This window comes from Corynebacterium renale, assembly GCF_002563965.1.
GTDB lineage: Bacteria > Actinomycetota > Actinomycetes > Mycobacteriales > Mycobacteriaceae > Corynebacterium > Corynebacterium renale.
In genome coordinates, this window is the sequence record NZ_PDJF01000001.1 from 1522908 (window position 1) to 1549796 (window position 26889).

The window sequence follows — 26889 nt, forward strand, 5'->3', positions numbered from 1 at the left end:
GGGTATGCCTAAAGGTGAACTAACCCCCGAAAGTCGAGGGCTTCACCTTTTCCTAGTAGTTATACAAATAATCGCAGGTTAGTGGTGCGAATGCACCCACTGGAGGAGCGTTTACGGAACCGAGCGGGCGCCCGCTGTGACGTTGGTTCTAAACCCGTTCCCGGCGGACCCCTGCCGGTTTTCCCGCGCACTACTTGTACGGTTGGCCTTCCCGCTCGTAGACCTCGGCAGCGGTCTCGGCCTTTTCAATCACCTCGCGGGTGTTCTTGTTCTTCAAGTCCACCGACCGCAGCGAGTCCACGTCATTGCCAGACACCGCGAGAATCTGGACGAACTGGTCGCCAAACTGCGCAGCGTAGTTGGACAGGGCGCGTAGTTTGTCGAGCGCGTCGCCAAGGTGGTGACCGTGCGGGTCGATAATCGAGGGACGAACTTCGTTTCCAACCTCACGGAAGAAGATGAAGTCCGGCTGCATATTGCGCCACAGCTCTGCATGACTGTCGTAGTACACCGCAGTCAGTGCCTCCGCGCTGGCACGTGAGGGGTTGCGGTACCAGGCAATCGCACCGCTGCGCGTGGCCTCGGTAGCTACAACGTGGGCTTCCCACTCGTTGAGATCGAACGGGGCGGTGCCATCGTCTGCGGCAAGTAGGTGGTCGTCGTAGCGGGTGAACGGGAGCAGGTTGCCGTCCTTATCCGCAGTGCCCGGTGGCACCGACCGGTTGGCTGGCTTGGTCAATGGCTCGTGGCTTGGGTGAATCGCCATTTCGCGCAGCGGTTGGTACGCGGCCTTGCGCGAATCAGGCAACGCGGCCAACTCGGCGGCATATTTGGCAAACCAGTCCTGGGCCACGTCGTCCGCGTTGTCGGATACCGACTGCGCGATGTCCGTGACACCGGCCAGAGCTGCCAGCTGCAGCCGGGCCTCGTCGATGCACTCTTCCTCGTCCGCGTCGGGGTCAGCGGCCGCGAGCACGTCGGTGCGCGCGTTCACCCACATATCGGCCAGCGCGCGGGTGAACACAGGGATTGCTGCCCGGTAGGCTTCCTCAATCACGTGGCGATCGGCGTACAGGTCGTTGCTGGACTCGGCCAGTGCCAGGTCACGATCAGCGTAGCCGAACACAAGGCGCTGGGTTTCAATTTTTAGAATATCCTCGCGCTTGGCGGCAACCTGCTTTTCGTAGCGGGTGAGGTAACCATTGACAATGGAGATAAGTTCGTCCTCAGCCTGCTTCATGCCGTCATCCATCAGTCCGTCGCGCTGCAACTCGATACCTAAGTTAAGAAGCATGGAGATGGGCTTATCCGAGCGCTTTGGAGCAACCATACGCTTGATTGCGCGAAAAGCGTCCCACACCTTCTCATTTTCAACAGGGGTAAGCGACTCGGTATCAATCACTATCTCACCCACTGGTACGTCCCCACCATCACTACCAGAACCAACTTCTTTATCCTGGTTGATTTTCTTCACCACGTGCTTGGCCGCTGTACGGTCGAACTGCGGAAGGATACACAGCACCGAATTCAACAGGTCGTTGCCCTCAATCCGGCGTGCCAGAGGGGACCGAACCATCCGGCCGATGACCTGCGTGATGTGGGCTTCATCGCTCGCCGGGCGGTAGGAAACCATGACCTCGGCGCGCGGGCAGTCCCAGCCGGTCGAGATAGCGGTTTTGGCGAACAGCACGCGGATATCGGTGCGTTCCTGTACACGCTGTGGTTCGATATAGGGCACCAGCGTGTCGCCCGCCATGATGTTGTCGTGTTCGCCGTAGACGTTGGCAAAGCAGTCGTGTGGAATCTGTGGCCAGCCCTTACGGATAGCCGAAATAGCCTGGTACATGTCCTCGGGCGTGGCTTTGTCTTTCATCTGCACCACCATCAGGGGGACGACGCGCTCACCGTCGCCGCCTTGTTCCTCGTGGTAGGCGTCCCACCGGGCCGTGGTTTCGGCAAGGATACGGGCCGCGTCCTGGACGAAAACACCGTCAAACGACTTGCCTTCCTCACCTGGGATACGCAACTCAACAATGTCTTTAATCAGGCCCGACTCTTGCACGTCAGCCACAGGCACGGTCACGTCACCCAGCACCGTCCTGTCACCCGACATAGACTGAACCATCTCCTTAAACGCGCCAGGAGTGGCCGAAATACCTATCACCGTCGGAATCGGCGGCACCGGCTCTGTGTGACCCTCGGGGATGTGTCCCTCAATCATGCGGGCGAGAATTGTGGCCTTGTCCTTGCGCTGTCTGCCAGCGCCACGGTGGGCTTCATCGACGACCAGTATCAGGTTGCGTGTCTCGGAGTTAATCGTGTTGCGCAGCGTGTCCCAGAACGTCACCTGTGCGGTGTCGCCGCGTGCAAATAGCGGGTCCTGGGTATCCTTGCGCCCGCCCGTGAGTTTGGTGCCCTTGCCCAACTTCTGCGTGTTGAGGAAGTAAATGCAGCCGCGCTCGAACGTGGGCAGATTGAAACTGCTATCCAACGTGACTGTGCGTGTGGCGAGGTCGCTTGACGCGGTTTCGATACGGTAGCGCGACTGCTCGTTCAGATCAGGGTTATCCGACAACCATAAAATGACGGCGTTTTCGTCCTCCACGCGGTCGTCGCTGGGAATTAAAATGCGCTCGAACACGCTGGTCGCAATCACGGTTTTACCCGCGCCCGTTGGGGCAGACAGTGCGAACACGGCCTGTTGTCCAATGCTTCGGGACCTCGCAGCCTTGTCGAGCTGGACCATGATGGAGTCGGACGCAGTTTCCTGGTACGGCATGAGCGTGTACTTCATTAGTAATTCTCCCGTGTCTGCTGGAAAGCGAAGTTGTTGAGGTAGGTCGAGTAAAGACGAACCAGTTCGGCCCTGGTGTCAGCCAGTTCTCGCGCCATAGACTCAAACACTAGGTCGTCATTAGTCACGATATACACCACACGCACCGTATCGCGCTGCTGCACCGCTGCAACGAACTCGACAGACGCAGCCACGTTCTCAATCACACCGTAGGCGTCGGTGAGGTCCCAACCCCGCTTAGGTATATGGTCGATGATCCGGCCAGTTTGGCCCGCGCGCAGCCACAACATCGGCGCAATTTCCTTGAATGCGCGGTTGTGCCGCACTCGTGTCAGTGGCTCGTAGGTCAGCGTGAAGAACCGCGCGTTGGCCTTAAACCCGTCCTTCATGGGGAACTCGTCGGTGAACTTGTAGTCACCCTTAATCGGGTCCCCGGCGGGGGTTCGTCCTGTAATCGCCGCTTCCACGCGCGGCTTGGTTACGTAGTCGCAGATACCCCACTGCTCCCACTCCGGGTCGCCAGGCCGCAGCCCGTGCTTGCGTAGTTTCACCTGCTCGTCGGCGGAGACCTCGTTGTTCGTCACCGAGATGGACCGCCTGCGACCGCCGTCCTGCTTGTTCAACCGCATTACCGCGTGCGCCGTGGTGCCGGAACCGGAGAAGAAGTCCAATATGGTTGCGTTGGGTTTGTCGTTGACGAAGAACCGCAGCGTGTCTTAAACGGCGTAAAGGGACTTGGGGAAGGGGAACTTCCTGCGAGGCAACATCGCCTGAACAATACCTGTCCCGCCCTGCTCTGCATTATGAGACTCTATTCGCCACTGGGTTCCCGGAATAAATGTTGGCTTAAGGTCCCGAGTGTCAACTACCACAGAATTATCGGAACTGCGTCCAATCACCTTGTAAAAACCGGAGACTACCTTTCGCTCCTCACCGCGCTTTAGATAGTAGACAGTAGTGTTTTCTCCCCGCCATTTTCCTAACTTCGCATAACCGCTTTCAATTTTTTTCCTTAAGTTATCTGCCGAAATCTGCCAATTCCCCTCGTCTCGATTCTGGCGGATAGGCCAGATTACGCTGGTTCCCTCTGGTGCTTCTACCTCTTTCAAATCGCTTCCGAAGTACGGTTCTCCCACGCCAACAAATTCGGGCCCGTTATCACCTTGGCGTACGAAAATCGGATAAAACTGGTTTTCGCTGTCACTCCGGCGGTAATTAGATCCCGAGCGAAGAAGTTCAGCCCACCTTATTTTTTTCGCTCGCTTGTCCTCACTAATTTTCCATTCATCAGAAAGGGCTTGGGGGCTGGCAACGCTCTTACCTAGTCGAACAAAGAAAAGATATTCGTCAACCCTTGCGAAAGAGCCTTGGCGGGATGCACCCTTTGGATTAATCACGCTGCTCACCATCTGAATCGTCGCCTCTGGGAATGTCTGCTCTAGTAGCAGGCCAAGGCGTAGGTATTCCTTCTCATCGATGGTGACAATGAGCACGGAGTCGTTTGGGTTAAGCAGTTGCTTCGCAACCAAAAGACGACGTTCCATGAACGACAGCCACTTGGAGTGGCGGTAGCCGTCTTCACCGTCAACGTAGTCGTTGTTGTACTTCCAGTCCTTCGCGCCAGTGTTGTATGGAGGGTCGATGTAAATGCAGTCGATGGAGTGGTAGTGCGTGTAGGTCAGCATTTTCAGCGCGTGGTAGTTTTCTGCGTTAATCACGCTGTGAAACGGTGCGTCTTCGTCGTCGCTGCCGATTACCTCGCCGGTCTGTACCAGGCCGGGATAAATCACGTCATCATGTTCTGCGGTGACAACGAGGTCCGCAACGGGTACTGCGTCCATCGTGTCTGGCTGTTCGTCTGTTACCGGGTGAGCTTCGACCAGGTTGGCCACACGCCCCTCATCGGTGCGGGTGATACCGGCTACGCGCCAGGTACGCGGGTCCGGCTTGTCGTTGGACCCGCGCGGTGGGAGTACATGTACGTTGTCGCCGCGTCGCACGGGACGGCCCGGTAACTCGACTTCTTCGGGTAGGTGTCGCTCAAACACCAGACCAAACGTGCGAGAGGTTCGCGCGTGGAACTCTTGCTCAAGGGCGGCGCCCAGGCGTGGGTTTTCCTTCTTGGCTTGTGCAATCAGGTCGTTGAGTCGTGACATATTGTTCGTTCTCGCTTAATCGGTGTCGGTGTCGCCGGGGGTGGACGGGCGACAGTGACAGAATCAGGCCACACATCGCCGCGTAGCATTTTGCTCAGCGTGGCTTTGGCAGGGTCGGCACGCTGGACTAAGTCCGACGGGGATAAGCTGTGACCTGCTCGTTCTTCAGCCACCTCGGCAAGACTTCGCATGAACGTCTTTACCAGGGGGTGTGCACACCCGGCGTTACTATCATCAGGCCACGCGTGGTGTGAGCGGTGTCTCTGGATGGAGAACTATCGTGTTTCCCATCATGTTCTCGAGACTACCAGGCTTGTCTCGAAAGAAAAGGGGTGGTGGTTTGTAGGGGCGCGCGTGCGGTGTGTTGGCCGTGTCCACGTGAGGACCGCTTGAATCCTAGTGATCATGGAAACACCCAACTCTGTGTCAGGTGTTTCCACGATCAATGGAAAATAAGCAGCAGGTCAAATCTGCAAAAGTCCGCTAGAAATTAGCAGTCGAAGTAGAGCTCAAATTCCAGTGGCGTCGGCCGGACGCGGGCTGGGGTGATTTCGTTGTCGTACTTCATCTGGATGTAGGTCTCAATGAGGTCTTCGGTGAATACGTCACCTTCGGTGAGGAATTCGTGGTCCTCGCGCAGCGCCTCGAGAGCTTCAACCAGGGAGGTTGGTGCTTGCGGGATGTCAGCAGCTTCCTCTGGTGGGAGTTCGTAGAGGTCCTTGTCCACGGGGGCGTGTGGTTCGATGCGGTTCTTGATGCCGTCGATACCAGCCATCATCATGGCGGCCAGGCCCAGGTAGGGGTTGCCGCTTGGGTCTGGTGCGCGGAATTCGATGCGCTTGGCCTTCGGGTTGGATCCGGTAATGGGGATACGCACGGCCGCAGAGCGGTTGCGCTGCGAGTACACAAGGTTGATAGGTGCTTCGTATCCGGGGACCAAACGGTGGTAGGAGTTCAGCGTTGGGTTGGTGAACGCCAGCACGGCACCCGCGTGGTGCAGAATGCCGCCAATGTAGTAGCGGGCAATGTCAGACAGACCTGCGTAGCCTGCTTCGTCGTGGAAGAGCGGCTTGCCGTCCTTCCAGAGCGACTGGTGAGCGTGCATACCGGAGCCGTTGTCGCCGGCGAGTGGCTTCGGCATGAAGGTAGCGGCTTTGCCGTGGCGGGCGGCCACCTGCTTGATTACGTATTTGAAGGTTTGGACGTCGTCAGCCGCAGCGAGCAGAGTGTTGAAGCGGTAGTTGATTTCCTGCTGGCCACCGGTGCCACATTCGTGGTGGAAGCGCTCAATCTCGAAGCCGGTCTTGGTCAGCTCGTGGACCATTTCGTCACGGATTTCTACCGAATGATCGTGAGGTGCAACAGGGAAGTAGCCACCCTTGACGCGGTTCTTGTAACCGTTGTTTGGGGTGCCGTCGATGTTGGTGTCTTTGCCGCGGTTCCACCAACCTTCGTCGCTGTCGAGTTCGTAGAAGCTGGAGTTGGTGTCAGTGGAGTACTTGACCTTGTCAAAGAGGTAGAACTCAGCCTCGAGGCCGAATGAGCAGGAATCTGCGATACCGGTGGATAGCAAGTATTCCTCGGCCTTCTTGGCCACGGTGCGTGGGTCGCGGCTGAACGGCTCATGGGTGAAAGGATCCTGAACGAAGAACTGCATGTTCAGGGTCTTAGTGGAGCGGAATGGGTCAATCTTCGCGGTTGTAATGTCCGGAATCAGCGCCATGTCTGATTCGTCGATAGAGGTAAAACCGCTAATAGAAGAACCGTCGAAAGCGAGGCCGTCAACAAAGGTATCTTCATCGATTTGGTTAGCAGGAATGCTGAAGTGATGTTCGATGCCTGGCAGGTCGGTGAACCGAACGTCGATGAATTCCACCCCCTCTTCTTTAATAAACTGCAGTAGTTCCTCCCGGGAGCTCAATGCCACGGCGCATCTCCTTGTATGAATAGGGGGTCGGTAGATGGAAGTTAAGTATACAACGCGTACTGGTAACTCTAGGTAGTTTCCCCACACATGAGGGGAACAGGGATTTTCACACCTCTGTGGGCTAGATTAGTGGGCATGTCTCAACAGAAGCGAAGCTGGCTTGATGGCCCACAAATACCGTCAGAGTTTGACGGCACGGAAGAAAGCCGTTACCCCGGCGAATCATTGGGTCTGCCACCTGCAGGTCCCCGATCGCTGGCCTCAGTAGCACGGCGTGCCGGTGGTGTTGCTATTGACTGGCTGATTGCCTGGATTATCGCAGGTTTCATCGCCATGTTTACTTCTGTGCTTGGCGACGTCGCCACTTTGACCCTCATCCTCTTTGCACTTATCGGCATCATCACCGGCTGGCTGTTTGCTGCAACGCCCGGCCAGATGGCATTGGGCATGGGTATTGCCCGCGTTGACGCCGAAGAACGCGTTGGCCTCTGGCGCGCACTCGTGCGCACTCTACTGACCTGTGTAATCCTTCCAGCCGCCCTGGTGGATACCGACGGGCGTGGCATGCACGACCGCGCGACGGGAACCGCAGTTCTACGCACCCGATAACCACACGCTGCGAGGCCGGAGGGGGCGTCGCAAAGCATGAAAAAGCTCCTGGAGAAGTTCCTCCAGGAGCTTTTTGTCTACGAAGAGCGTGGTGTAAAAACTAGCGGTTACGACGCTCTGCTGCGCGACGCGCGCGACGGTTCATGCCAGACATCTGGCCACCCTTAGGCAGCGGCCCCTTGGGTAGACCAGTCACGCCACCGGGGCCGCGCTGTGCGTCCATTGCCTCAATCTTGCTGTTGATGGAGTAGACGTCATTCTTCTTGAAGTTACGTGGCATGCGCATGAGCTTGCGCTGCAACTGCTTGAGAGTGACCTCATCTTCGCCGTCGCCAACGTAAACCTCGTAAATCGGGACATCTGCCACCAGGCGGTTGAGGCGCTTGTGCTGCTGCTGCATCATCGGGCGAAGACGGTGACGGGTTCCTTCACCCACCAGGACGATGCCTGGGAGACCGATGACCCGGTGCACAGTATCCATGCTTGTGTTCGCAGCAACCGCAGTCTTGACGAACCAGACCGCACCAGCGCCATTACGCATGTTCTCCAAAGCCCAACCAGCGGAACCTGCTTGGCCTTCGATCTTGTCGTACATGCTGCTTTCGATGCGACGGCTAAAGATCCACATTGCGATGAGAACACCGACCAGGATGCCCAAAATCAGCATGAACCACTGGCCACCCCACAGGGAACCGATGAGGAAGAAAACGACCGCAGACAAGACCACGGCAAGCAACATCAGCGGGACAAGCTTCTTATCCTGCTTGCGCTGCAGGTTAAACGCCTGCCAAATCTGGGAATAATTCTGCTTACGCTTCGCCTTCTTAGCGGCGCGCTCTTGCTTCTTCGCTGCTTTATCAGCGCTCTTCTTCGGATCAGCCATGCCCTCCACAATAGAGGGCCACACGATTAAACGCGAAGCTGGCCCCACAGCGAGCGCCGAATGGCAACTCCCGTAAACAAAACTGCCCCGCGCATTGTGCGCGGGGCAGTAAGCCATGGGGCCTTGCGGGGCGCCCTACCGTGCGTGCACGGGCGTGACCTGGCTGGCCTCGGATGGGCCGTACTTATCTAGAAGCGTCGTTGCCTCCTGGGCGGTGCTGCCCATTGACGTTTCCTCGAGGTGCTTCAAGTTCTCCGGGATTTCCAGACCGCGCGCGTGCATAGCCTCCACATAGAGCTTGCCTGCACGGTAGGAGGAACGCACCAGTGGGCCGGACATGACGGCACCGAAGCCCATCTCCTTAGCTGCATCGGCGAATTCGACGAATTCCTCCGGGCGCACCCAACGCGCGATGGGATGGAATAGGGGACCTGGGCGTAGGTACTGGGTAATCGTGATGATGTCGCAACCGGCGGAATGCAGGTCTTCGAGGGCTTCAAGAACTTCCTCACGTTCTTCGCCCATGCCTAAGATCAGGTTGGACTTCGTAATTAGACCGTAGTCGCGGGCAGCTCGAATGACCTCCAGAGACCGCTCATAGCGGAACGCTGGACGGATGCGACGGAAAATACGCGGCACCGTTTCCACGTTGTGTGCGAAGACTTCTGGGCGGGCTTCAAAGACCTCCTCGAGGAGGTCTGGCTTGCCAGAGAAATCTGGGGTCAAGTTTTCTACACCGGTATGCGGGTTGAGTTCATGGATCTTACGCACCACTTCCGCGTAGAGCCATGCGCCTTCATCCGGGAGGTCGTCGCGAGTAACGCCCGTAATAGTCGAGTAGTTCAACTGCATCTCGCGTACTGATTCAGCCACGCGACGTGGCTCATCGCGGTCCAGGGGCTCTGGTTTGGCGGAGTTGATCATGCAGAAGTCGCAGCGGCGCGAACAGTTCGCTCCGCCGATAAGGAAGGTGGCTTCGCGGGATTCCCAGCATTCGTGAATATTCGGGCAACCGGCTTCTTGGCACACGGTGTGCAGTTCTGCGCCCGAGACCTTTTTCTTCATGTCCTGGTACTCGGGACCATTTTTAACCTGGTTGCGAATCCATCGAGGCTTGGTCTCAATGGGGGTTTGGGAGTTGCGGGCCTCGACGCGCAGTAGTCGGCGTCCTTCTGGAGCTACAGGCATGTCCTTCACCCTAGCCTTTCTTGGTTGCAGAGCGCGCCGGCAGATTCTTTGTGGGATCCGGGGCTGTGCCAATTGTATGGTTTTGCACTTGAAGGGTGCCATCAAGCGCTTGGTTTAACGCTTCGAGCAGCACGGGGGCCACATCGTCGGGGGTAATCGTACGGTTGAGTTCGTTGCTGATTGTTGTCACGCCAGCATCTGCGATACCGCATGGAACGATGTGCTCGTAGAAATCGAGGGTGTTGTTGCAGTTCACGCTCATCCCGTGCATGGTCACGCCGTGGGTCACTCGAATGCCTAAGGCTGCGACTTTCCGGGCTGGCTGGGTTGCTGTTTCCGGGAGCCAGACTCCAGACCGACCTTCGATGCGCCCACATTCCGTCAGCCCGATTCTGCGCAGTGCCTCGATAGCTGCTTCTTCAAGACGCCGCACATAATCAACGACGTCGATAGGCTCAGCCAGCTGAATGATGGGGTAGACCACGAGTTGCCCGCGTCCGTGCCAGGTAATGCGTCCGCCGCGGTCCACGTCGATGACCGGTAATCCGTTAGTGGGACGATCCTCCGGCTGGGTCCGTTTGCCCGCGGTGTAGATGTCTGGGTGCTCCAGCACGAGGATGTGATCACCGGTCTCGCCGGCATACCGGCTGGCTGCCAGGCGAGCTTGAGTGTCCCAGGTTTCCTTGTAATCAACCACGCCCATGAAGTGAGTTTCAGCAGGGGACTCTTGAGCGCGAATAGATTTGTCTGGGGGATAGAAAGGTTTGCGCGGTGCGGTCATGTCTCTTCACAGTAGTAGAACCGTACTGTTAGTGGGTTCTTGCCCCTCCACACTGCTTCTCGACGTCCTCCGGCCCGCAACGCAGAACTCCCCTGACAACCAGTGGGTTGCCAGGGGAGTGTGGTTCTAGTGTGCGATGGCTTTTACAGCGCGAGGTCGCCTTCGTACTGTGCGCGCTCGAGACGGTCGCGGACGGTCATCATGAACCGGCCTGCGTCTGCGCCGTCGATGATCTGGTGATCGTAGGTCAGGGGCAGGTACACCATCTGGCGTACCGCGATGGCCTCGATACCGCCTTCGGTGATGACAACCGGACGCTTAGTGATAACGCCGGTTCCCATGATGCCGGACTGTGGTGGGACCAGAATCGGGGTATCGGACAGTGCATTGACGGAACCGAAGTTCGTGATCGTGAATGTACCGCCGGCGAGATCGTTTGGCTTGAGCTTGTTGTTGCGGGAACGCTCAGCCAGGTCCGCGATAGCCTGTGCCAGCTCCGGCAGGGTCTTCTCCTGAGCCTTGTGGATGACTGGGGTGAGCAGACCTTGCGGGGTATCCACTGCGATGGAGAGATTGACGTCTGCGTGGTACGTGATTTCCTTGGTGTCCTTGTTGTAGGACGCGTTGACGTTCGGGTGAGCCTCGAGGGCTTCCACAACTGCCTTGACGAAGAACGGAAGGAAGGTCAGGTTGACGCCGTACTTGTCCTGGAAGGCTTGCTTGGAAGCCTTGCGCAGAACAGAGATGCGGGTCATATCGACCTCGTGCAGCTGGGTCAGCTGTGCGGAAGTCTGCAGGGCCTCGACGGTCTTCGTCGCGGTGATCTGGCGGATGCGGTTTGCCTTCTTGGTGGTGCCACGCAGCTCTGCCTTTGAAGGATCAACGCCGACGGTGGAACGTGGGTCGCCGGACTCTGCTGCAGGTGCGGCAGTTTCAGAAGGAGCCGAAGCAGGCGCTTCCTTAGAAGCCTGGGCTGCGGCTTCGACATCCTGCTTACGGATACGTCCACCAACGCCGGTGCCTTCAACCGTGCTCAAATCTACACCGTGCTTTTCAGCGAGCTTGCGTACCAGTGGGGTGACGTAAGGAACCTTGCCGGAGGTCGAGGACTTCTTCTCTTCCTGTTTTGGCTCAGCCTTAGGTTCTTCCTTCTTTTCAGCAGGCTTCTCTTCCGGTTCAGCCTTCTTTTCTTCCTTGGGCTCTTCCTTTTCCTGCTTTTCTTCTTCGGCTGCGTTAGCAGCAGAAGAATCGTCGGAGGAGGAGGCACCGGCTGGGGCGGCGTTTTCATCACCAATGCGTGCGATGACGGCGCCGACGTCGACGGTGTCATCTTCGTCAGCCAGGATTTCAATCAGTGTGCCGGCGACTGGAGATGGGATTTCGGTGTCGACCTTGTCGGTGGAAACCTCGAGCAAAGGTTCGTCGACTTCGACGGTGTCGCCCACGGACTTGAGCCACTGGGTGATGGTGCCTTCGGTGACGGATTCGCCGAGTTCTGGCATTTCAACGTCGGTTGCGTCGCCGGAAGCTGCGGAAGGCGTCTCCTTCTTTTCTTCCTTTGGCGCTTCCTTTTCCTGCTCGGCTTCAGCGGACGAAGAATCGTCGGAGGAGGACGGCTTTTCTCCCTCATCACCGATGATTGCAATGACCCCGCCGACGTCGACAGTGTCATCTTCCTCGGCCTTGATCTCGAGCAGCACGCCGGCCACTGGAGATGGGATTTCGGTGTCAACTTTATCGGTGGAAACCTCGAGCAAAGGTTCATCGACCTCGACGGTATCGCCCACGGACTTTAGCCACTGGGTGATGGTGCCTTCGGTGACGGATTCGCCCAACTCGGGCATTTCTACGGAGTGCGCCATGTGCTTAGACTCCTCGCAAGTCGATTAGTAAAAGGGACAGTAATACCTCTCACAGTACCCGCATACCGCGTTTTTTGCCCGACGGGGGGAAAGCATTTCAGCGGGATACATATAGGATTGGATACCGTGTTCAACTTATTCGGCAGGAAGAATCGCGCCAGCAATATAAAGCCCCCGCGCGGACCAGGAGATACCATCCGTCCCGAGGATGCTGCCTACCTGCGTGAATGGGCTGCGAACAAGTCGTTTATTGAGGCCTATATTGAGCCGGAGACTCTAGTCAATGAAATGTCTGTCGTCGTGGTCAGCGAAACGGGTGAATTCGTTCGCCGACGCATTGGGGGACCTAAAGGCATTGATGCCGTAGCAAAACTCCTCGGGTGTTCGGTGTACGACGTTGAAGAAACCGGCTACCCGCAGCGGATGCGCGAACGTATCGAACGTGACCGTATCCTGCGCAAGCGTGCAGAACAGCTAGAGCGCAGGGCCCGCTTTGCGTCCGACGAATCCCTCGGCGACGCAGGGGATACGGATAAGTAAACACTTCGCACGCAGCGTACATACCGAGGGGTAGTAAAAAGGTTGAGCCGTGAACACTGACTACCAGTGTTCACGGCTTTTCGCCTTGCGGGAACCAAAGGTTCCTCAAGTTGGGTTAGGCTTCTGCGATCTTCTCCATGAGGGCTACGAACGTACGCACTGGGTTACCGGTGGCACGTGCCGGGGTGTACCCGTAGGGGGCCTTGGTGTTGAACGATGGGCCGGCGATATCCACGTGCGCCCACTCAATGCCATTGCCGACGAACTTTTCCAGGTAGGTGCCTGCGTAGAGCATTCCACCGTCGCGGGAATTCGGCACATTGCGGATGTCGGCGATAGGGGATTCGATAGCCTTGTCATGCTCTTCGAGCAGTGGCATAGCCCACGCGTTTTCACCCACCTCACGGCCGAGTTCTGCTACGGTATCGCGCAATTCATCGGTGCCCATGACGGCTGCGGTGCGATTTCCTAGAGCCACGATTTGTGCGCCCGTCAGGGTAGAGGTCTCCACCAGCTTTGCTGGTTTGTCCTCGGATGCGAAGGCGATGGCGTCGCCAAGCACAACTCGGCCTTCCGCATCAGTGTTAATAATTTCGCTGGTGATGCCGCCATAGTGGGTAATCACATCACCGGGACGGGTTGCGGATCCACTTGGCATGTTTTCTGCCAGGGCCACTGTGCCGGTCACTGTGATGGGCAGGTTGAGGCGGGCTGCGGCAAGTACGGCGTTGATTACTGCAGCGGAACCACCCATGTCAGAGATCATGTTTTCCATGTTTGCTGGTGGCTTCAATGAGATTCCACCGGTATCAAAAGTGATGCCTTTGCCCACGAGTGCCAGATCTGGCTTCTTGGACCCCTTCTTTGGCTGCCAACGCACCTGGACAACCCGTGGCGAGTGCTCCGAACCTTGGCCCACCGCAAGAACACCGCCGAAGCCCTGCTTCGTGAGTTCCTTCTTATCCAATACGGTGACCTCGACTCCCGTATCTTTGGCGTGCTGCTCGATGAGCTGCGCATACACCTTGGGGTAGAGGAAGTTTGATGGGGTGTTGACCCAGTCGCGTGTAGTGTTCACAGCTTCTGCGGTGATAACTGCAGTGTTGAACTCGGTGGTTGGTTCCTTTTTCTTCGCGTCCGGATCCAAGAAAATGACTTCCGTTTCAGTGAATGACTTCCTGGAGCTTAGGCCGGCGTAATGGTAGGAACCTAGGATCCAGCCCTCGACTGCTGGGCGGAGACCAAACTGGTTCAAGGTGGTGGCCACAGTCTTTAACTGTGGCGAGTGCGCGCTAAGATGCCGTCCGACGACGCCTGCAGCGCGTCGCAGTGTTTCGTCATCAAGGTCTTCTACCGCGCCCAAGCCAACAGCGATGATTGTCGAGGGCAAGCCTTCCTTCTGTGCCTTCGGCCCTGCAGCCAGCAACGTATGTTCGCCAACCGATGCGCGTGCGCCGATGGCCTCGAGTGCCTCCAGGAGTTCTTGTGCAGACTCCGTCGAGAGGACATCGCTGGCAGGAAGCTCGAGCCCTGATTCCTTTGCGTCTTCGGTGCTGTCACCAGCATTAAAAACTGGGAGGACAAGTGCATCCGGAGTTTTCTTTGGAATCTTGACGGACAGTTTGGCAGTTGCTGCTGTCCCGGTTGCTGGCAGAGTAAACGATGCCATAGCTATGGACCTCCAATAAGAATGTGTGATGTGTTCTGTGGGCCCCACCCTAGCCAAGAAAATAGGCGCGGGTGGGGGATACTAGAAGGCCCCGGGTGTAGTGTGTAGTCATGGCACTGAATTTTGAGATTAACGTATCAAAAAATCCCCGCAGCGAAGCTGAGCGGAATGAAATTCTAAAGGACCCGGCTTTCGGCCAGGTGTTCACGGACCATATGGTGCGCATCAATTGGTCTGAAGATAAGGGCTGGCATGACGCCCAGGTGATGCCGTTCGGTCCGATTGAAATGTCTCCCGCTTCGAGTGTTCTGCACTACGGCCAGGCAATCTTCGAGGGATTGAAGGCTTATCGACGTCCCGACGGTTCGATCGCAACCTTCCGCCCTGAGCGCAACGCACAGCGTATGCAGAATTCTGCACGCCGCTTGAACATGCCAGAGTTGCCGGAAGAGGATTTTCTGAAGGCAATCCAGGTCCTCGTTGAAACTGATAAGGAATGGGTTCCCGAGGCCGGTGGCGAAGCTGCATTGTACCTGCGTCCAGTCATGTTTGCGACGGAAGCGACCCTGGGTGTCCACGCGTCTAAGACCTACTCCTTCTACGTAATCGCGTCCCCATCGGGTGCTTACTTCGAGGGTGGAGTCAAGCCCGTGTCCGTCTGGATCTCCCAAGACTATGTCCGCGCCGCTCCGGGTGGTACCGGTGACGCCAAGTTCGCCGGTAACTACGCAGCATCGCTTCTGGCCCAAACTCAGGCAGCTGAAAAGGGCTGCGATCAAGTTGTCTGGTTGGACGCTATCGAGCGCAAGTACATCGAAGAAATGGGCGGCATGAACCTCATGTTCGTCTACGGTTCCGAAGCAGACGGGAACGTGAAGGTTGTCACCCCAGCGCTATCCGGCTCACTGCTGCCAGGCGTCACCCGCGATTCCCTGCTGCAGGTTGCCAAGGACTTGGGTTACGACACCGACGAGGTGCACCTCTCCGTGGATCAGTGGCGTGAGGACGTCGCAAGTGGTGCGATGACCGAAGTCCTCGCCTGCGGCACGGCAGCGGTATTGACCCCAGTGGGACGCGTCCTGAGCAACGACGGCGAATTCACCGTTAACAATAACGAAGCCGGTGACGTCACCATGAAGCTGCGCGAAACCCTGACCGGTATCCAGCACGGGGACAAGGAAGACACCCACGGCTGGATTTACACATTGGTCGAGGCTTAAGCCTGCCTAGTACAGGTGGCTGGCGGCGCGAACGAGGGGGAGCGTTGCCAGCGCACCGGCCCCGTAGCCTAGGGGCATATTGAGGGCAAAAACGGGGGTTATATTAAGCGCTCTCAGCGCCTGAAGATGAGCCGGCATACGGGTAAGTTGCCCTGCGAGCAGCCAGGATTTAGTTCCCGGTGCCATGCGTTCGCCCACTAGTGCTGCGACGGTCGTAGTGAGAGTATCAAGCAAAATTGGGGTCCGGCGACCAGCGGCGCGGACAATAACCCCAATCAGACGCGCAATGTCTGCGTCACCTATCGAAGCCACCAGATTAACTGCCGCGTGAGCGTGCTCGCGACCCCGGAACATCAAATCGCGAATCTCCGCGATGTCTTTGGCCCACTGCTCGTCATCAACACCGTGGAAACCCCACACTGCAACAGGTTCAGTGCTTGTCAGAGTGCCTAAAATTGCGGTCGATGGTAACTCGGTCCGCGTGGACACCGAAGCGGGGATGATGATGTCAACGCCTGAATCGATGAGGGCATCGGCGCACTGAGCGCCTTCCGCCAGCGCGGCCATCATAGTCTGCCGATCCAGAGGAGACTGCTGTGTATTTTCAGATTCTGCGTGCTCGGGGAGGAAGTACTGCCGAACACCGGGGACATCTGCAAGTGCGGAAATCGGCCCGGAGGCGTCGATAAGCGATTGCCTAGCCGGTCCCACCCCGCACCCGACGAAACCCACATCCGGGATGCCACGCTGCACTCCGCAGCGGCTCAGGAACTCAGCAACCTGGCCAAGGGCGCCAAGTCGGTCGCGAGGAATATCTGTGCGCATAGTCGTAGGGCCGTGCGGTGGTTCGACCGGCGCGAAAAGCTCAGTCGGGTTCATGCTAAATCGAATCGCCGATTTCTACGCGCGGGCGAGGAGTACGCCAACGACGCGGCTGTGTAGAACGCGAGTATGCGTAAAAGCCTAAGCCCCACCCAGCCGCAGTGGTGCCTGGGAAGCGTGCGCGCACTTCCTTATTGACCTTGCGCCCATTAATAAAGCCTTCGATAGCGAAGAGCAAAATCATAATCATCGCAATACCCGACGCGATGGTGGCGACCTGTGGCATGGCGTTGCCGATCAACATAATGATCAAGAGGACGAACGCCGTTGGCATAACTGCGTTGTTCAGCATCCGGCGCGCATCGACCCAGTCACGGGTGAAGGCACGCTCGGGGCCCTTATCGCGAGGAAGGAGATAGCGCTCGTCGCCGCGGTCCATGGCCTCTTGCATCTCCATGCGTCGCGCGCGTGTCTCCTCGCGTTCCTTGCGCTTGTAGTCCTTCCACTCCCCCTTGGACATGGACTCTTTGAGTTCCTTGCGCTTCTGACGTGCAGTGGCAGGATCAGTTGGCTCTTTTCCGCGGATTACGCCCTTAGCCATTTCTACGTCGCGACGCTTCGGAGTCGGACGACCCTTAGGCGGGGTATAGCCCTTTGGCAGGTGCGTTTTTTCTTCCTGAGCCGTCGCATGAGAACCAACGGACTCGCCTGAAGTAGGGGAGTCCTGGGTCTTCTCAGCGGGCTGTTCATCTTTCTTCCACGGATTCTTCACGCCTACTAGGGTACAAGGGTGGACGCCAAAAGTGGACCTCACCCACGCCGGTCGGACGGAATCCAGGAAGGGGAGGGCCGGGGAATGAACAAAGCGCGTGCGGTGTTATGACTCTATAGATCCGGAATCCATTGTGCGCGCTCTCCAATGTGGGTGATTATCCTTGCGGTATATGGCATGGGTACCGGGCCTAGTCATCACGTGCGCCAGGGAGTACAGTGGTGGACACTTAAAGTATTACGGTGTGTAAACGCCGGTGTCGCAGTATCGGGATATACGTACTGCAGGTACATAACCCCAAAACGAATGTGAGGAGCTCTTTCACTATGACTGCACCATCAACAGCAACAGGTGTGATCTTGACAGAAGCTGCAGCTGCGAAGGCCAAGGCACTGCTTGATCAGGAAGGCCGTAATGACCTTTCGCTGCGCATTGCAGTTCAGCCCGGTGGCTGTGCAGGTTTGCGTTACCAGCTTTACTTCGACGACCGCGACCTAGACGGTGACAAAGAGGATATCGTCGGTGGTGTACGCCTCGTCGTAGACAAGATGTCTGTCCCATACCTCATGGGCGCGACCATCGATTTCGCAGACACGATCGAGCAGCAGGGTTTCACCATCGATAATCCAAACGCTGGTGGTTCCTGCGCCTGCGGTGATTCTTTCAACTAAGCACTAGGCAGGAAGTAAGGCCGGGAGGGCGTCGCTAATCGACGTCCTCCCGGCCTTTTCGCTCATCCTTTAGATATCTACCGGGTAATCCGGGGTATCAATCTGAGGGTGAATACGATCCTCGACAAAAATGCCGTGCCAAATCATAAATGCAATAACAGTCCACAGGCGACGGGAATGATCTGATACGCCGTCGCGATGTTCCTTGAGCATCTCCAAAACGGCCTTCTTATTAAAGATGTCGTCTGTCTGCGAAGCGGTAATCTGATCCTGGGCCCAACCATAAAGCTCATCGCCGGCCAGCCAGTGGCGCATAGGCACCGGGAATCCCAACTTTTTCCGGTGCAAAACATGTGCCGGAACAATCTGTTCCAGAGCCTTGCGTAACGCGTATTTGGTGGTGCCGTGAGAAATCTTAAGGTCGTATGGGATGGTTTCAGCGACCTTGAAGACTTCTTTGTCTAGGAATGGGACGCGAAGTTCCAAGGAGTTCGCCATATTGATCTTGTCCGCCTTGACCAAGATATCGCCGCGCATCCACGTGAACAGGTCAAGGTGCTGCATACGCGCCACCGGATCCATGTCACGAGATTGTGCGTAAATTGGTGCGGTTACTTCTCGATGGTCCCACTCGCGCTTTGCCCACGGAATTACCCGCTGCATTTGTTCGAAGTTAAAGGAGCGTGCGTTGCCGTAGTAGCGCTCCTCCATGGTCATCGTTCCTCGCTCGAGCAGCGACTTGCCTTTCATCCCGTCTGGCAGGAGCTGGGAAAGTTGGCGCAGGCCTTTACGTAATGGTGACGGAACCTTCTCGAAAGGCGCCAGCGACAGCGGTTCCTTATAAATGGTGTAGCCGCCAAAAAGCTCATCAGCTCCCTCGCCCGAAAGAACGACCTTCACATGCTTACGAGCCTCAGCTGCAACGAAGTACAGCGGAACCAGCGAAGGGTCGGCTACTGGGTCGTCCAAGTACCACATAATCTTTGGCACGGCGTCTGCATATTCTTCGGGTGAAACAATCTTGACGATGTGCTCGGCACCAATCGCTTCTGCAGACTCGGCAGCTACATCTACTTCGGAGTAGCCCTCACGTTCAAACCCTGTGGTGAAGGTTAAAAGATTCGGATTATGCCGCTTAGCCAAAGCAGCAATGGCCGTCGAGTCTATGCCGCCGGAGAGGAAAGAGCCCACGGTGACGTCGGCACGCATATGCTTCTCGACGCTATCCTCAAGCACCCGAGCGATCCGGTCGAAGAGTTCCTGCTCTTGCCCTTTCGCAACAGGGACTGTATTGAATTGTGGCCGGAAATAACGCTTTTCTTCGACTGGCCCACCCGGTTTTACAGTGGCGTATGAACCAGACTCAAGACGGGTGATCCCAGAGTGTAGCGTCTCTGGTTCTGGCACATACTGCAAATCAACGTAGTGCTCTACGGTGCGTAGATCTACGGTCGTGTCGATGCCCAATTCCTCGGACATGGAAAGGATGCATTTCTTTTCCGATGCGAAAATTGTGCCCTTATCGGTGGTCGCCATGAAGAGAGGCTTGATACCAAATTGGTCGCGGGCCAGGAACAATTCTTTATCCTTGGTGTCCCATACCGCGAACGCGAACATGCCGCGAAGGTGATGAACAACGTCCGGCCCCCAGTGGTGGAAGCCGACGACAATCGTTTCGGAATCGCCTTGCGTGTTAAACCGATACCCATAGCCTTGGAGCTCTTCTCGAAGCTCGATGTAGTTATAAATCTCACCGTTGAAAGACAGTGCATAACGATTTTCTTCACCTTCAGGGCCCCACTGAAGCGGCTGATGAGAATGCGCAAGGTCGACAATGGAAAGCCTATTGAAGCCGAAAACCATGTCGGCGTCATTCCACGTTCCGGAATCATCCGGACCACGGTGTCGCATACACGGAAGTGCATGCTTGATGCCAGCGACATATGAGCCTGCCGAGGCGTCGGCGGTTAACAAGCCGAGAAGTCCACACATAAGTGGTGACCACTCCTTCATAAGCGGGGATAGGGACGATTAATACACTCTATGTTCCCACGAACCCTACACCAGAGTGAAACACCGAGAGCTCTCAAAACCGTATTTGGGCAGCCCACGAGCGATTAACCCTAAACGGGTGGCTACTTTCGGATGATGTCAAAATGGACCTTCAGGAGCTGTGAAGAACCTGCCAGTGACTTAAAAGGCGTCCGGCCTGTGCGATTGGGGTCAACCCACGAATTAGGCCAGTAAAGCACAGGTTTTTAAACCTCGGCCGGCCTGGAATCTTCGAAGTCTATTCTCGCATATCGGCTATTGTTTTATTGGAAAGTGAACACAGTCGTGCCCTCATTGGGTGTCGCTGTCGTTTTACTGAGTAATTGTGTGGAATGGAAAGGCAGACACACGTGGAACAGCGAAACACGCACGGCCTCGGCCGCAAGATTGGCCTAGCCGGCCTGCTTGCAGCTGGTGGCTTCACCCTCGCGGGTTGTGACGTCGAACCGCCTGCTGCGCTCGATAAGGTCCTGCGCATGGGCTGGCCAGAAGGAATTACCCCAGAAGCTCAAGCGATGGGCAACTTCTGGGTATGGGTCTGGGTAGTAGCCTGGATTATCGGTATCGTCATGTGGGGCATCTTCCTGGTGGCAATCTTCCGCTGGAGTGCCAAACGTGCAGAGAAGAACGGCAAGGGCGAGTTCCCCAAGCAGCTGCAGTACAACGTTCCGTTGGAACTGGTTTTGACCGGTCTACCGATCGTCATTGTTATGGCACTGTTCTTCTTCACCGTCCAGACTCAGAACAAGGTCACCGCACTAGACAAGGACCCAGAGGTTACTGTCGACGTCACCGCTTTCCAGTGGAACTGGAAGTTTGGTTACGCGGAGCTCTCTGATCGTTTCTCTCCAACCAACGGCGCGTATGACGGTACCGATGCAGAACGTCAGGCGCAGGCTGATGCCACAGTCAATGATCTTGATGCGAACGGGAACCTGCCAATTCACGGACGCTCCATCAAGGACCTGTCCTACCTGAACTACAACCAGATTGAGACTCTGGGCACGACCGAAGAGGTTCCAGTTTTGGTTCTTCCGTCCGGTGCACCAGTTGAGTTCCGCCTCGCTTCTGGCGACGTTGCTCACTCCTTCTGGATTCCGGAGTTTCTCTTCAAGCGTGACGCCTACGCACACCCGGAGACCAACCAGCAGCAACGTGCGTTCCAGATTTCTGAGATCGAGCGCGAAGGTGCATTTGTTGGCCGCTGTGCTGAAATGTGCGGTACCTACCACGCGATGATGAACTTCGAATTGCGTGTAGTCAGCCCAGAAAAGTTCGCTGAATACATCGCATTCCGCGATGCGAATCCGGAGGCGCCAAACTCTGCTGCCCTCGAGCACATCGGCGAAGCACCGTACGCAGTATCCACCCACCCGTTCAACTCTGACCGCGAAACTGCGGATGGCGGCAACTTTGTCGACCATAACCAGAACGCATAAGAAAGAGGAGAAGTAACATGAAATCCACATCTCGGATTATGTATGCACTTGGTGCATTCCTCCTCGTGATGGCAATCGTCTACACGGTGGGAACCACCAACGTTAAAGATGACGGATACCTTCACGGCACTGAGTGGGCGGGTATCGTCGGCCTGGTTCTTGCGACCACCCTTACTTTTATGCTCGGTGGTTACCTGCACTTCACGGAGCGCCGTATCGATGTCCTTCCCGAAGACTGGGAAGAGGCTGAAGTTGAGGACAAAGCTGGCGTATTGGGCTTCTTCAGCCCGAGCTCCATTTGGCCAGCGGCTATGTCTGGTGCGATTTTCATCCTGGGTCTTGGTGTGATTTACCTGCACTGGTGGATGATTGCCCTCGGCGCTGCTTGCCTCATTGTTTCCACGGCGAAGATGAACCTGCAGTACTCGACTCCTCGCGAGAAGCACTAAAAAGTTCATTCCTGTCTTTCCGTGTAGCCCCGCTCATATAGAGCGGGGCTACACGTATTTCTGGTTGCGAAAGCAAGACGATGAGACTGGGCGGGAAGTAGTCAGGCTGAAAGATGGACCGAGAAAAGATCCGGAGCGGTGAATGGGGTTTTCTTCCCTCCGGTACTCGCCTGCGACGTTGGTACGGATCGTTTGTTCAAAAGCCTAAATGGAACGCGGAGAGTGGACTGTCTTCCGGCTAACCAAAAGGATGATGGGGTAGGGTTATCCGAAAGTTGGAGCGGGTTTGGCGTGAACGCTTAAGAAAATGTGAATCGCGCCACAATACCGAAGGTTGGGGAACTAAAGGTTTTCCGCTTACGACAACTTCGGCATCTGGAGCGTTCGTCACAAGCGTCCCAGGATCAAAAAACCATATTGGGTGAACAGCATTAATAACTAAAAGGTAATTCAGGGATAGGTGCAACAATCTTTCCTGTAGGTTTTGAATCCTTGAAGTGGTCTGTGTTGGCTGTGCAAAAACTTGCGGTGACCTTAGAAAAGGCGGGGGCAACAAGGTGACTTTTTGCAGCAAACCGACCATACTTGAATGCGTGACGAGCGCAATTTCAAACCAAAACACGGCAGGAGCCCCACGTGTTCCCGCACTGAACCGCCCAAACATGGTCAGTGTGGGAACTATGGCGTTCCTTGCTCAGGAATTGATGTTCTTCGCCGGACTGTTCGCAATGTGGTTCACGGCGCGAGCAAACGGTCAGTCGGGAGACTGGAATGAGCAGACCGAGCACCTTAATTGGTGGTTCGCTCTTATCATCACCATCGTGCTGGTGACTTCTTCCGTGACCTCACAGTTCGGCGTCTTCGCAGCAGAAAGAGGTGACGTTTACAAGCTACGCATGTGGTACCTGGCCACCATTGGCCTCGGTGTCGTGTTCCTGTGTCTCCAGATGTATGAGTACACAGAGCTCATTCTCCACGGCGTTACAATCCCAAGTTCCGTTTTCGCATCGGTCTTCTATATCCTCACGGGCTTCCACGCTCTGCACGTGCTTGCAGGCGTTATTGCCTTCGTGATTGTTCTCCTTCGCGTAACTAAGGCGAAGTTCACCCCTGCTCAGGCAACTGCAGCGATGGCAGTGTCGTATTACTGGCACTTTGTCGATGTTGTCTGGATTGGCTTGTTCTTCGTCGTGTACGTCATCCAGTAACACCAGTGTGGTGTTCGGATTAAGCGATAACGAAATTTTGTAAAGGGTAATCATGGAAAAGAATCCAAAGAAGATCGAAGGGGGTGCCGCAGCCTCCGCCTCGACGCCTAAGCGTCGTAACCGACGCAAGATGCGTCGGGCAGTCGGCGGTGCGATGGCACTGACTTTCGGCCTGACCGGCGCTGGTCTCTTGGCTAGCGCTCTAACCCCTGACGCTCAGGTTGCTACCGCACAGCGCGATGACCAAGCGCTGATTCAAGAAGGCAAGGACCTGTACGACGTAGCGTGCATCACGTGCCACGGTGAGAACCTTCAGGGTGTTGCCGACCGTGGACCTTCCCTGATCGGTGTCGGCGAAGGTGCTGTGTACTTCCAAGTTCATTCCGGTCGTATGCCTATGATGTCGAACGACGCTCAGGCTGAGCGCAAGGCTCCGCGCTACACCGAAAGCCAGACCCTTGCCATGGCTGCCTATGTTGCTGCCAATGGTGGTGGTCCGGAACTTGTATACAACGAAGACGGTTCCATCGCGATGGAAGAGCTTCGCGGTGCAAATTATGACGGACAGATGGATCCCGCCGATATTGCTCGCGGTTCTGAACTGTTTCGTCTGAACTGTGCCTCCTGCCATAACTTCACAGGTCGCGGTGGTGCATTGTCCTCCGGTAAGTATGCGCCGGTTTTGGATCCTGCGAATGAGCAGGAAATCTACCAGGCAATGCTGACTGGTCCGCAAAATATGCCGAAGTTCTCCGATCGTCAGCTCTCCGCTGATGAAAAGAAGGACATCATCGCGTTCATTAAGAGTTCTTCTGAGACCCCAAGCCCAGGCGGTTGGAGTCTCGGCGGCCTTGGTCCAGTTGCTGAAGGCTTCTTCATGTGGTTCGTCGGCATCGTGGCTCTCATCTTCGCTGCTATCTGGATTGGAACACGGTCATGAGTAACGATATGAAGAAGAATTACACCGAAACTGAGCTCAAAGCTATGAACAACGACGAGCTTGCTCGTCTTGGCACTGAGCTTGACGACGTTACCGTTGCTTACCGCAAGGAACGTTTTCCAGTAGAGAATGATCCGGCAGAGAAGCGTGCTGAGCGCAAGCTCAACATCTGGCTGATCATCTCGATCATCGCAGCGCTGTGCTTCTTGGGCGTCTACCTTTTCTGGCCTTGGCATTACAAGGGCCACGGAGATGAGGGACTGCTTCAGTACACTCTCTACACGCCTCTCTTGGGCTTGTCCGCTGGTATCGCAATCCTTTCTCTCGGTATCTTCATTGTTAACTTTGTTAAGACGATGATTCCGGAAGAAATCGCAGTCCAGCGTCGCCATGATGGTCCTTCCGACGAAGTTGACCGCCGTACCATTACCGCGCTACTCAACGATGCGTGGACCACCTCGACCCTCGGACGTCGTAAGGCTATGCAAGGTCTTCTGGGTGTCGGCGGTGCACTGTTCGGCCTGGTAGTTATCGCACCACTTGGCGGAATGGTTAAGAACCCATGGAAGCGTGGTGAATTGACCTACAACGGCGACGGCACTCTGTGGACTTCGGGATGGACGCTCCACGAGAACGGCGTGAAGTTGTACCTGGGCCGCGATACCGGCGCTATCGCTGAAGAACACACCGGCCAGTCCGGTACTCACTTCACGACGCAAGGCGTTTCGCGTCTTGTTCGTATGCGTCCAGAAGATCTTGCCGCAGCTGCAATGGAAACTGTCTTCCCGCTTGCTGAAGAAGACGTCAACGACGGTGATCTCTACGATCCGAAGAAGGACGTCTACGAGAATCACATGCACTCCATCCACGGTCCTCGTAATGCAGTCATGCTGATTCGTCTTCGCTCGGACGACGCCGCCAAGGTTGTCGAACGCGAAGGCCAGGAAGACTTCCACTACGGCGATTACTACGCATACTCCAAGATTTGTACGCACATTGGTTGCCCAACTTCGCTGTACGAAGGTCAGACCAACCGCATCTTGTGCCCATGCCACCAGTCGCAGTTCGACGCTCTGCACTACGGCAAGCCGGTCTTCGGACCTGCAGCCCGTGCACTTCCACAGCTGCCGATCACTGTCGACGAAGATGGCTACCTTATCGCCAAGGACAACTTTGTGGAGTCCATTGGCCCTGCATTCTGGGAGCGTAAGTCATAATGAGTAACAAACTCGCCGAAATCGGCAACAACATTGATTCGCGCTACACTGCCGCGAAGGGCATGCGAGCTCAACTAAACAAGGTTTTCCCGACCCATTGGTCGTTTATGCTCGGTGAAGTTGCGCTGTACAGCTTCATCATCCTGCTGCTCACCGGTGTCTACCTCACGTTGTTCTTCGACCCCTCTATCACCAAGGTGATCTACGACGGCGCTTACTTGCCGTTGAACGGTGTCGAGATGTCACGCGCGTACCACACTGCACTTGATATCTCCTTCGAAGTCCGTGGCGGCTTGTTCGTCCGTCAGATGCATCACTGGGCTGCACTGATGTTCATGTTCGCCATGGTTGCGCACATGCTCCGTATCTTCTTCACCGGTGCATTCCGTCGGCCACGTGAAGCCAACTGGATTATTGGTTGCACTTTGCTGCTCCTCGGCATGGCTGAAGGCTTCATGGGCTACTCACTTCCAGACGACCTGCTCTCCGGTGTGGGCCTGCGTATTATGTCCGCGATTGTGGTCGGCCTCCCAATCATCGGTACGTGGCTACATTGGCTGATTTTCGGTGGCGACTTCCCATCCGAATTGATGCTGGACCGCTTCTACATCGCTCACGTGCTGATTATCCCAGGCATCTTGCTTGGTCTTATCGCAGCGCACTTGGCGCTGGTGTGGTACCAGAAGCACACCCAGTTCCCAGGTGCTGGTCGCATCGAAAACAATGTTGTAGGTATCCGTATTCTGCCTGTCTTCGGTATTAAGGCCATTGGTTTCGGGCTCTTGACCGCAGGCGTTCTTGCACTGATGGCTGGTCTCACTACCATCAATGCCATTTGGAACATCGGACCGTACAACCCATCGCAGGTCTCTGCTGGCTCGCAGCCGGATATTTACATGCTGTGGACGGACGGTCTCGCACGTATCATGCCCGCTTGGGAGCTCTACCTGGGCAACTACACGGTTCCTGCAGTGTTCTGGGTAGCCTTGTTGGCTGGCCTCATGGTCGGCTTGCTGATTGCTTACCCTTTCATTGAAGCCAAGATTACCGGCGACAAGGCTCACCATAATCTTCTGCAGCGTCCACGCGACGTCCCAGTTCGTTCTGGTCTGGGCGCTATGGCGTTAACCTTCTTCATCCTGGCAACAATTTCGGGCGGTAACGACTTGATCGCTTACCACTTCCAGATTTCGTTGAACGCGATGACGTGGTTCGGTCGTATCGGCCTGATCGTCTTGCCTCCTATCGCATACTTCATGACGTACCGCATCTGCATCGGCCTCCAGCGTGCAGACCGCGAAGTCCTGGAGCATGGTATCGAAACTGGTGTAATCAAGCAGATGCCAAACGGCGCCTTCGTTGAAGTTCACCAGCCACTGGGCCCTGTGGATGAACACGGTCATCCAATCCCACTGCGCTACCAGGGCGCGAAGGTTCCTCACCAAATGAACGAGCTCGGCTTCGCCGATCCAGAGACCTACGGCTCTCTCATCAAGGCTGATCCTGAGCACATTCAGGAGAAGAAGCGTCGCATTGCTGCGCAAAACCACGAAGAAGAAGTCGAGACCTTGCGCAACCTCAATGAGGCAAACAAGGAAATCGATCGCAAGAAGGGCGAACTCGACTAAGTAGACCTGCTGCGCTCGCAGATCTCACCACCCGCACTCTGTGCGGGTGGTTTTCTTTTTGC

Annotated in this window: 22 protein-coding genes; 10 read left to right on the plus strand and 12 right to left on the minus strand. The window is 56.2% G+C overall.

The window, feature by feature from the left end; all coding sequences use genetic code 11:
* Positions 1 to 190 precede the first annotated feature (190 nt).
* From ATK06_RS07170 to glnA, 4 genes are all read right to left on the minus strand, one after another.
* The gene (locus tag ATK06_RS07170) at positions 191 to 2794 is read right to left on the minus strand and encodes a DEAD/DEAH box helicase (RefSeq protein WP_048379428.1); all 2604 of its coding nucleotides are present in this window, start codon (positions 2792 to 2794) and stop codon (positions 191 to 193) included.
* Complete coding sequence (locus ATK06_RS11510; protein WP_346190150.1) at positions 2794 to 3423, minus strand: hypothetical protein; 630 nt, start codon at positions 3421 to 3423, stop codon at positions 2794 to 2796. The genes ATK06_RS07170 and ATK06_RS11510 overlap by 1 nt, the downstream gene beginning before the upstream one ends.
* Positions 3424 to 3510: 87 nt before the next feature.
* Complete coding sequence (locus tag ATK06_RS07175) at positions 3511 to 4950, minus strand: DNA methyltransferase (protein WP_331850826.1); 1440 nt, start codon at positions 4948 to 4950, stop codon at positions 3511 to 3513.
* A 490-nt stretch (positions 4951 to 5440) separates the two neighbouring features.
* Entirely contained in the window at positions 5441 to 6877 is a 1437-nt protein-coding gene (gene glnA / locus ATK06_RS07180; protein WP_048379424.1) for a type I glutamate--ammonia ligase, read from the minus strand.
* A gap of 135 nt (positions 6878 to 7012) precedes the next feature.
* Here glnA and ATK06_RS07185 point away from each other — a divergent pair, with 135 nt between their 5' ends.
* Positions 7013 to 7486 carry an RDD family protein gene (locus tag ATK06_RS07185; protein ID WP_048379422.1) on the plus strand — a complete coding sequence of 158 codons (474 nt, stop codon included), beginning with the start codon at positions 7013 to 7015 and terminating at the stop codon, positions 7484 to 7486.
* A 100-nt stretch (positions 7487 to 7586) separates the two neighbouring features.
* On the opposite strand, the gene ATK06_RS07190 is transcribed toward ATK06_RS07185, so the two are convergent.
* From ATK06_RS07190 to sucB, 4 genes are all read right to left on the minus strand, one after another.
* Positions 7587 to 8369: a DUF4191 domain-containing protein gene (locus tag ATK06_RS07190; protein ID WP_048379420.1), complete on the minus strand. Its 783-nt coding sequence runs from the start codon at positions 8367 to 8369 to the stop codon at positions 7587 to 7589.
* Between the two features lie 135 nt (positions 8370 to 8504).
* Positions 8505 to 9557, minus strand: a complete 1053-nt coding sequence (lipA, locus tag ATK06_RS07195) for a lipoyl synthase (RefSeq protein WP_098389422.1) — start codon at positions 9555 to 9557, stop codon at positions 8505 to 8507.
* A gap of 10 nt (positions 9558 to 9567) precedes the next feature.
* Complete coding sequence (gene lipB, locus ATK06_RS07200) at positions 9568 to 10338, minus strand: lipoyl(octanoyl) transferase LipB (RefSeq protein ID WP_048379419.1); 771 nt, start codon at positions 10336 to 10338, stop codon at positions 9568 to 9570.
* Positions 10339 to 10481: 143 nt separating this feature from the next.
* Complete coding sequence (gene sucB / locus ATK06_RS07205; RefSeq protein ID WP_098389098.1) at positions 10482 to 12200, minus strand: 2-oxoglutarate dehydrogenase, E2 component, dihydrolipoamide succinyltransferase; 1719 nt, start codon at positions 12198 to 12200, stop codon at positions 10482 to 10484.
* 126 nt (positions 12201 to 12326) lie between these two features.
* Here sucB and ATK06_RS07210 point away from each other — a divergent pair, with 126 nt between their 5' ends.
* On the plus strand, positions 12327 to 12740 hold the full coding sequence (locus ATK06_RS07210; RefSeq protein ID WP_048379416.1) for a hypothetical protein: 414 nt from the start codon (positions 12327 to 12329) through the stop codon (positions 12738 to 12740).
* A 115-nt stretch (positions 12741 to 12855) separates the two neighbouring features.
* Here the strand turns inward: ATK06_RS07210 and ATK06_RS07215 are convergent, their stop codons facing one another.
* Positions 12856 to 14409: a leucyl aminopeptidase gene (locus ATK06_RS07215; RefSeq protein ID WP_098389099.1), complete on the minus strand. Its 1554-nt coding sequence runs from the start codon at positions 14407 to 14409 to the stop codon at positions 12856 to 12858.
* 110 nt (positions 14410 to 14519) lie between these two features.
* On the opposite strand from ATK06_RS07215, the gene ATK06_RS07220 reads away from it, so the two are divergent.
* The gene (locus tag ATK06_RS07220; protein WP_098389100.1) at positions 14520 to 15629 is read left to right on the plus strand and encodes a branched-chain amino acid aminotransferase; all 1110 of its coding nucleotides are present in this window, start codon (positions 14520 to 14522) and stop codon (positions 15627 to 15629) included.
* Positions 15630 to 15635: 6 nt separating this feature from the next.
* On the opposite strand, the gene ATK06_RS07225 is transcribed toward ATK06_RS07220, so the two are convergent.
* Both ATK06_RS07225 and ATK06_RS07230 read right to left on the minus strand, forming a co-directional pair.
* A complete protein-coding gene (locus ATK06_RS07225; protein WP_098389101.1) occupies positions 15636 to 16508 on the minus strand; it encodes a nicotinate-nucleotide--dimethylbenzimidazole phosphoribosyltransferase in 873 nt (290 codons plus the stop codon).
* Position 16509: 1 nt separating this feature from the next.
* Positions 16510 to 17223, minus strand: a complete 714-nt coding sequence (locus ATK06_RS07230) for a DUF3043 domain-containing protein (protein ID WP_053072638.1) — start codon at positions 17221 to 17223, stop codon at positions 16510 to 16512.
* Positions 17224 to 17549: 326 nt separating this feature from the next.
* On the opposite strand from ATK06_RS07230, the gene ATK06_RS07235 reads away from it, so the two are divergent.
* Positions 17550 to 17894, plus strand: coding sequence for a HesB/IscA family protein (locus tag ATK06_RS07235; RefSeq protein ID WP_048379412.1), 345 nt, complete (start codon positions 17550 to 17552; stop codon positions 17892 to 17894).
* Between the two features lie 69 nt (positions 17895 to 17963).
* Here the strand turns inward: ATK06_RS07235 and asnB are convergent, their stop codons facing one another.
* Positions 17964 to 19886, minus strand: coding sequence for an asparagine synthase (glutamine-hydrolyzing) (asnB, locus tag ATK06_RS07240; protein WP_048379410.1), 1923 nt, complete (start codon positions 19884 to 19886; stop codon positions 17964 to 17966).
* 410 nt (positions 19887 to 20296) lie between these two features.
* Here asnB and ctaC point away from each other — a divergent pair, with 410 nt between their 5' ends.
* The 6 genes from ctaC to qcrB all read left to right on the plus strand — a co-directional run bounded on the left by ctaC (position 20297) and on the right by qcrB (position 26827).
* Positions 20297 to 21385, plus strand: a complete 1089-nt coding sequence (gene ctaC, locus ATK06_RS07245; RefSeq protein ID WP_098389102.1) for an aa3-type cytochrome oxidase subunit II — start codon at positions 20297 to 20299, stop codon at positions 21383 to 21385.
* A gap of 17 nt (positions 21386 to 21402) precedes the next feature.
* Positions 21403 to 21834 carry an aa3-type cytochrome oxidase subunit IV gene (gene ctaF, locus ATK06_RS07250; RefSeq protein WP_048379408.1) on the plus strand — a complete coding sequence of 144 codons (432 nt, stop codon included), beginning with the start codon at positions 21403 to 21405 and terminating at the stop codon, positions 21832 to 21834.
* Between the two features lie 593 nt (positions 21835 to 22427).
* Positions 22428 to 23042: an aa3-type cytochrome oxidase subunit III gene (gene ctaE, locus ATK06_RS07255; RefSeq protein ID WP_048379406.1), complete on the plus strand. Its 615-nt coding sequence runs from the start codon at positions 22428 to 22430 to the stop codon at positions 23040 to 23042.
* 49 nt (positions 23043 to 23091) lie between these two features.
* Positions 23092 to 23982, plus strand: coding sequence for a cytochrome bc1 complex diheme cytochrome c subunit (gene qcrC, locus ATK06_RS07260; RefSeq protein ID WP_172607462.1), 891 nt, complete (start codon positions 23092 to 23094; stop codon positions 23980 to 23982).
* Positions 23979 to 25199 carry a cytochrome bc1 complex Rieske iron-sulfur subunit gene (qcrA, locus tag ATK06_RS07265; protein ID WP_048379402.1) on the plus strand — a complete coding sequence of 407 codons (1221 nt, stop codon included), beginning with the start codon at positions 23979 to 23981 and terminating at the stop codon, positions 25197 to 25199. The genes qcrC and qcrA overlap by 4 nt, the downstream gene beginning before the upstream one ends.
* Complete coding sequence (gene qcrB, locus ATK06_RS07270) at positions 25199 to 26827, plus strand: cytochrome bc1 complex cytochrome b subunit (protein WP_048379400.1); 1629 nt, start codon at positions 25199 to 25201, stop codon at positions 26825 to 26827. The genes qcrA and qcrB overlap by 1 nt, the downstream gene beginning before the upstream one ends.
* The last annotated feature ends 62 nt before the right edge of the window (positions 26828 to 26889 follow it).

Bases quoted from the DNA above. Each gene is read 5' to 3' on its own strand.
- qcrB (WP_048379400.1), top strand. From the start codon at position 25,199: ATGAGTAACAAACTCGCCGAAATCGGCAACAACATTGATTCGCGCTAC.
- ATK06_RS11510 (WP_346190150.1), bottom strand. From the start codon at position 3,423: ATGCGGTTGAACAAGCAGGACGGCGGTCGCAGGCGGTCCATCTCGGTG.
- ATK06_RS07190 (WP_048379420.1), bottom strand. From the start codon at position 8,369: ATGGCTGATCCGAAGAAGAGCGCTGATAAAGCAGCGAAGAAGCAAGAG.
- ATK06_RS07170 (WP_048379428.1), bottom strand. From the start codon at position 2,794: ATGAAGTACACGCTCATGCCGTACCAGGAAACTGCGTCCGACTCCATC.
- ATK06_RS07175 (WP_331850826.1), bottom strand. From the start codon at position 4,950: ATGTCACGACTCAACGACCTGATTGCACAAGCCAAGAAGGAAAACCCA.
- ctaF (WP_048379408.1), top strand. From the start codon at position 21,403: ATGAAATCCACATCTCGGATTATGTATGCACTTGGTGCATTCCTCCTC.
- asnB (WP_048379410.1), bottom strand. From the start codon at position 19,886: ATGTGTGGACTTCTCGGCTTGTTAACCGCCGACGCCTCGGCAGGCTCA.
- ATK06_RS07225 (WP_098389101.1), bottom strand. From the start codon at position 16,508: ATGAACCCGACTGAGCTTTTCGCGCCGGTCGAACCACCGCACGGCCCT.
- lipA (WP_098389422.1), bottom strand. From the start codon at position 9,557: ATGCCTGTAGCTCCAGAAGGACGCCGACTACTGCGCGTCGAGGCCCGC.
- lipB (WP_048379419.1), bottom strand. From the start codon at position 10,338: ATGACCGCACCGCGCAAACCTTTCTATCCCCCAGACAAATCTATTCGC.
- qcrA (WP_048379402.1), top strand. From the start codon at position 23,979: ATGAGTAACGATATGAAGAAGAATTACACCGAAACTGAGCTCAAAGCT.
- ATK06_RS07220 (WP_098389100.1), top strand. From the start codon at position 14,520: ATGGCACTGAATTTTGAGATTAACGTATCAAAAAATCCCCGCAGCGAA.
- ATK06_RS07235 (WP_048379412.1), top strand. From the start codon at position 17,550: ATGACTGCACCATCAACAGCAACAGGTGTGATCTTGACAGAAGCTGCA.
- ATK06_RS07185 (WP_048379422.1), top strand. From the start codon at position 7,013: ATGTCTCAACAGAAGCGAAGCTGGCTTGATGGCCCACAAATACCGTCA.
- sucB (WP_098389098.1), bottom strand. From the start codon at position 12,200: ATGGCGCACTCCGTAGAAATGCCCGAGTTGGGCGAATCCGTCACCGAA.
- ATK06_RS07215 (WP_098389099.1), bottom strand. From the start codon at position 14,409: ATGGCATCGTTTACTCTGCCAGCAACCGGGACAGCAGCAACTGCCAAA.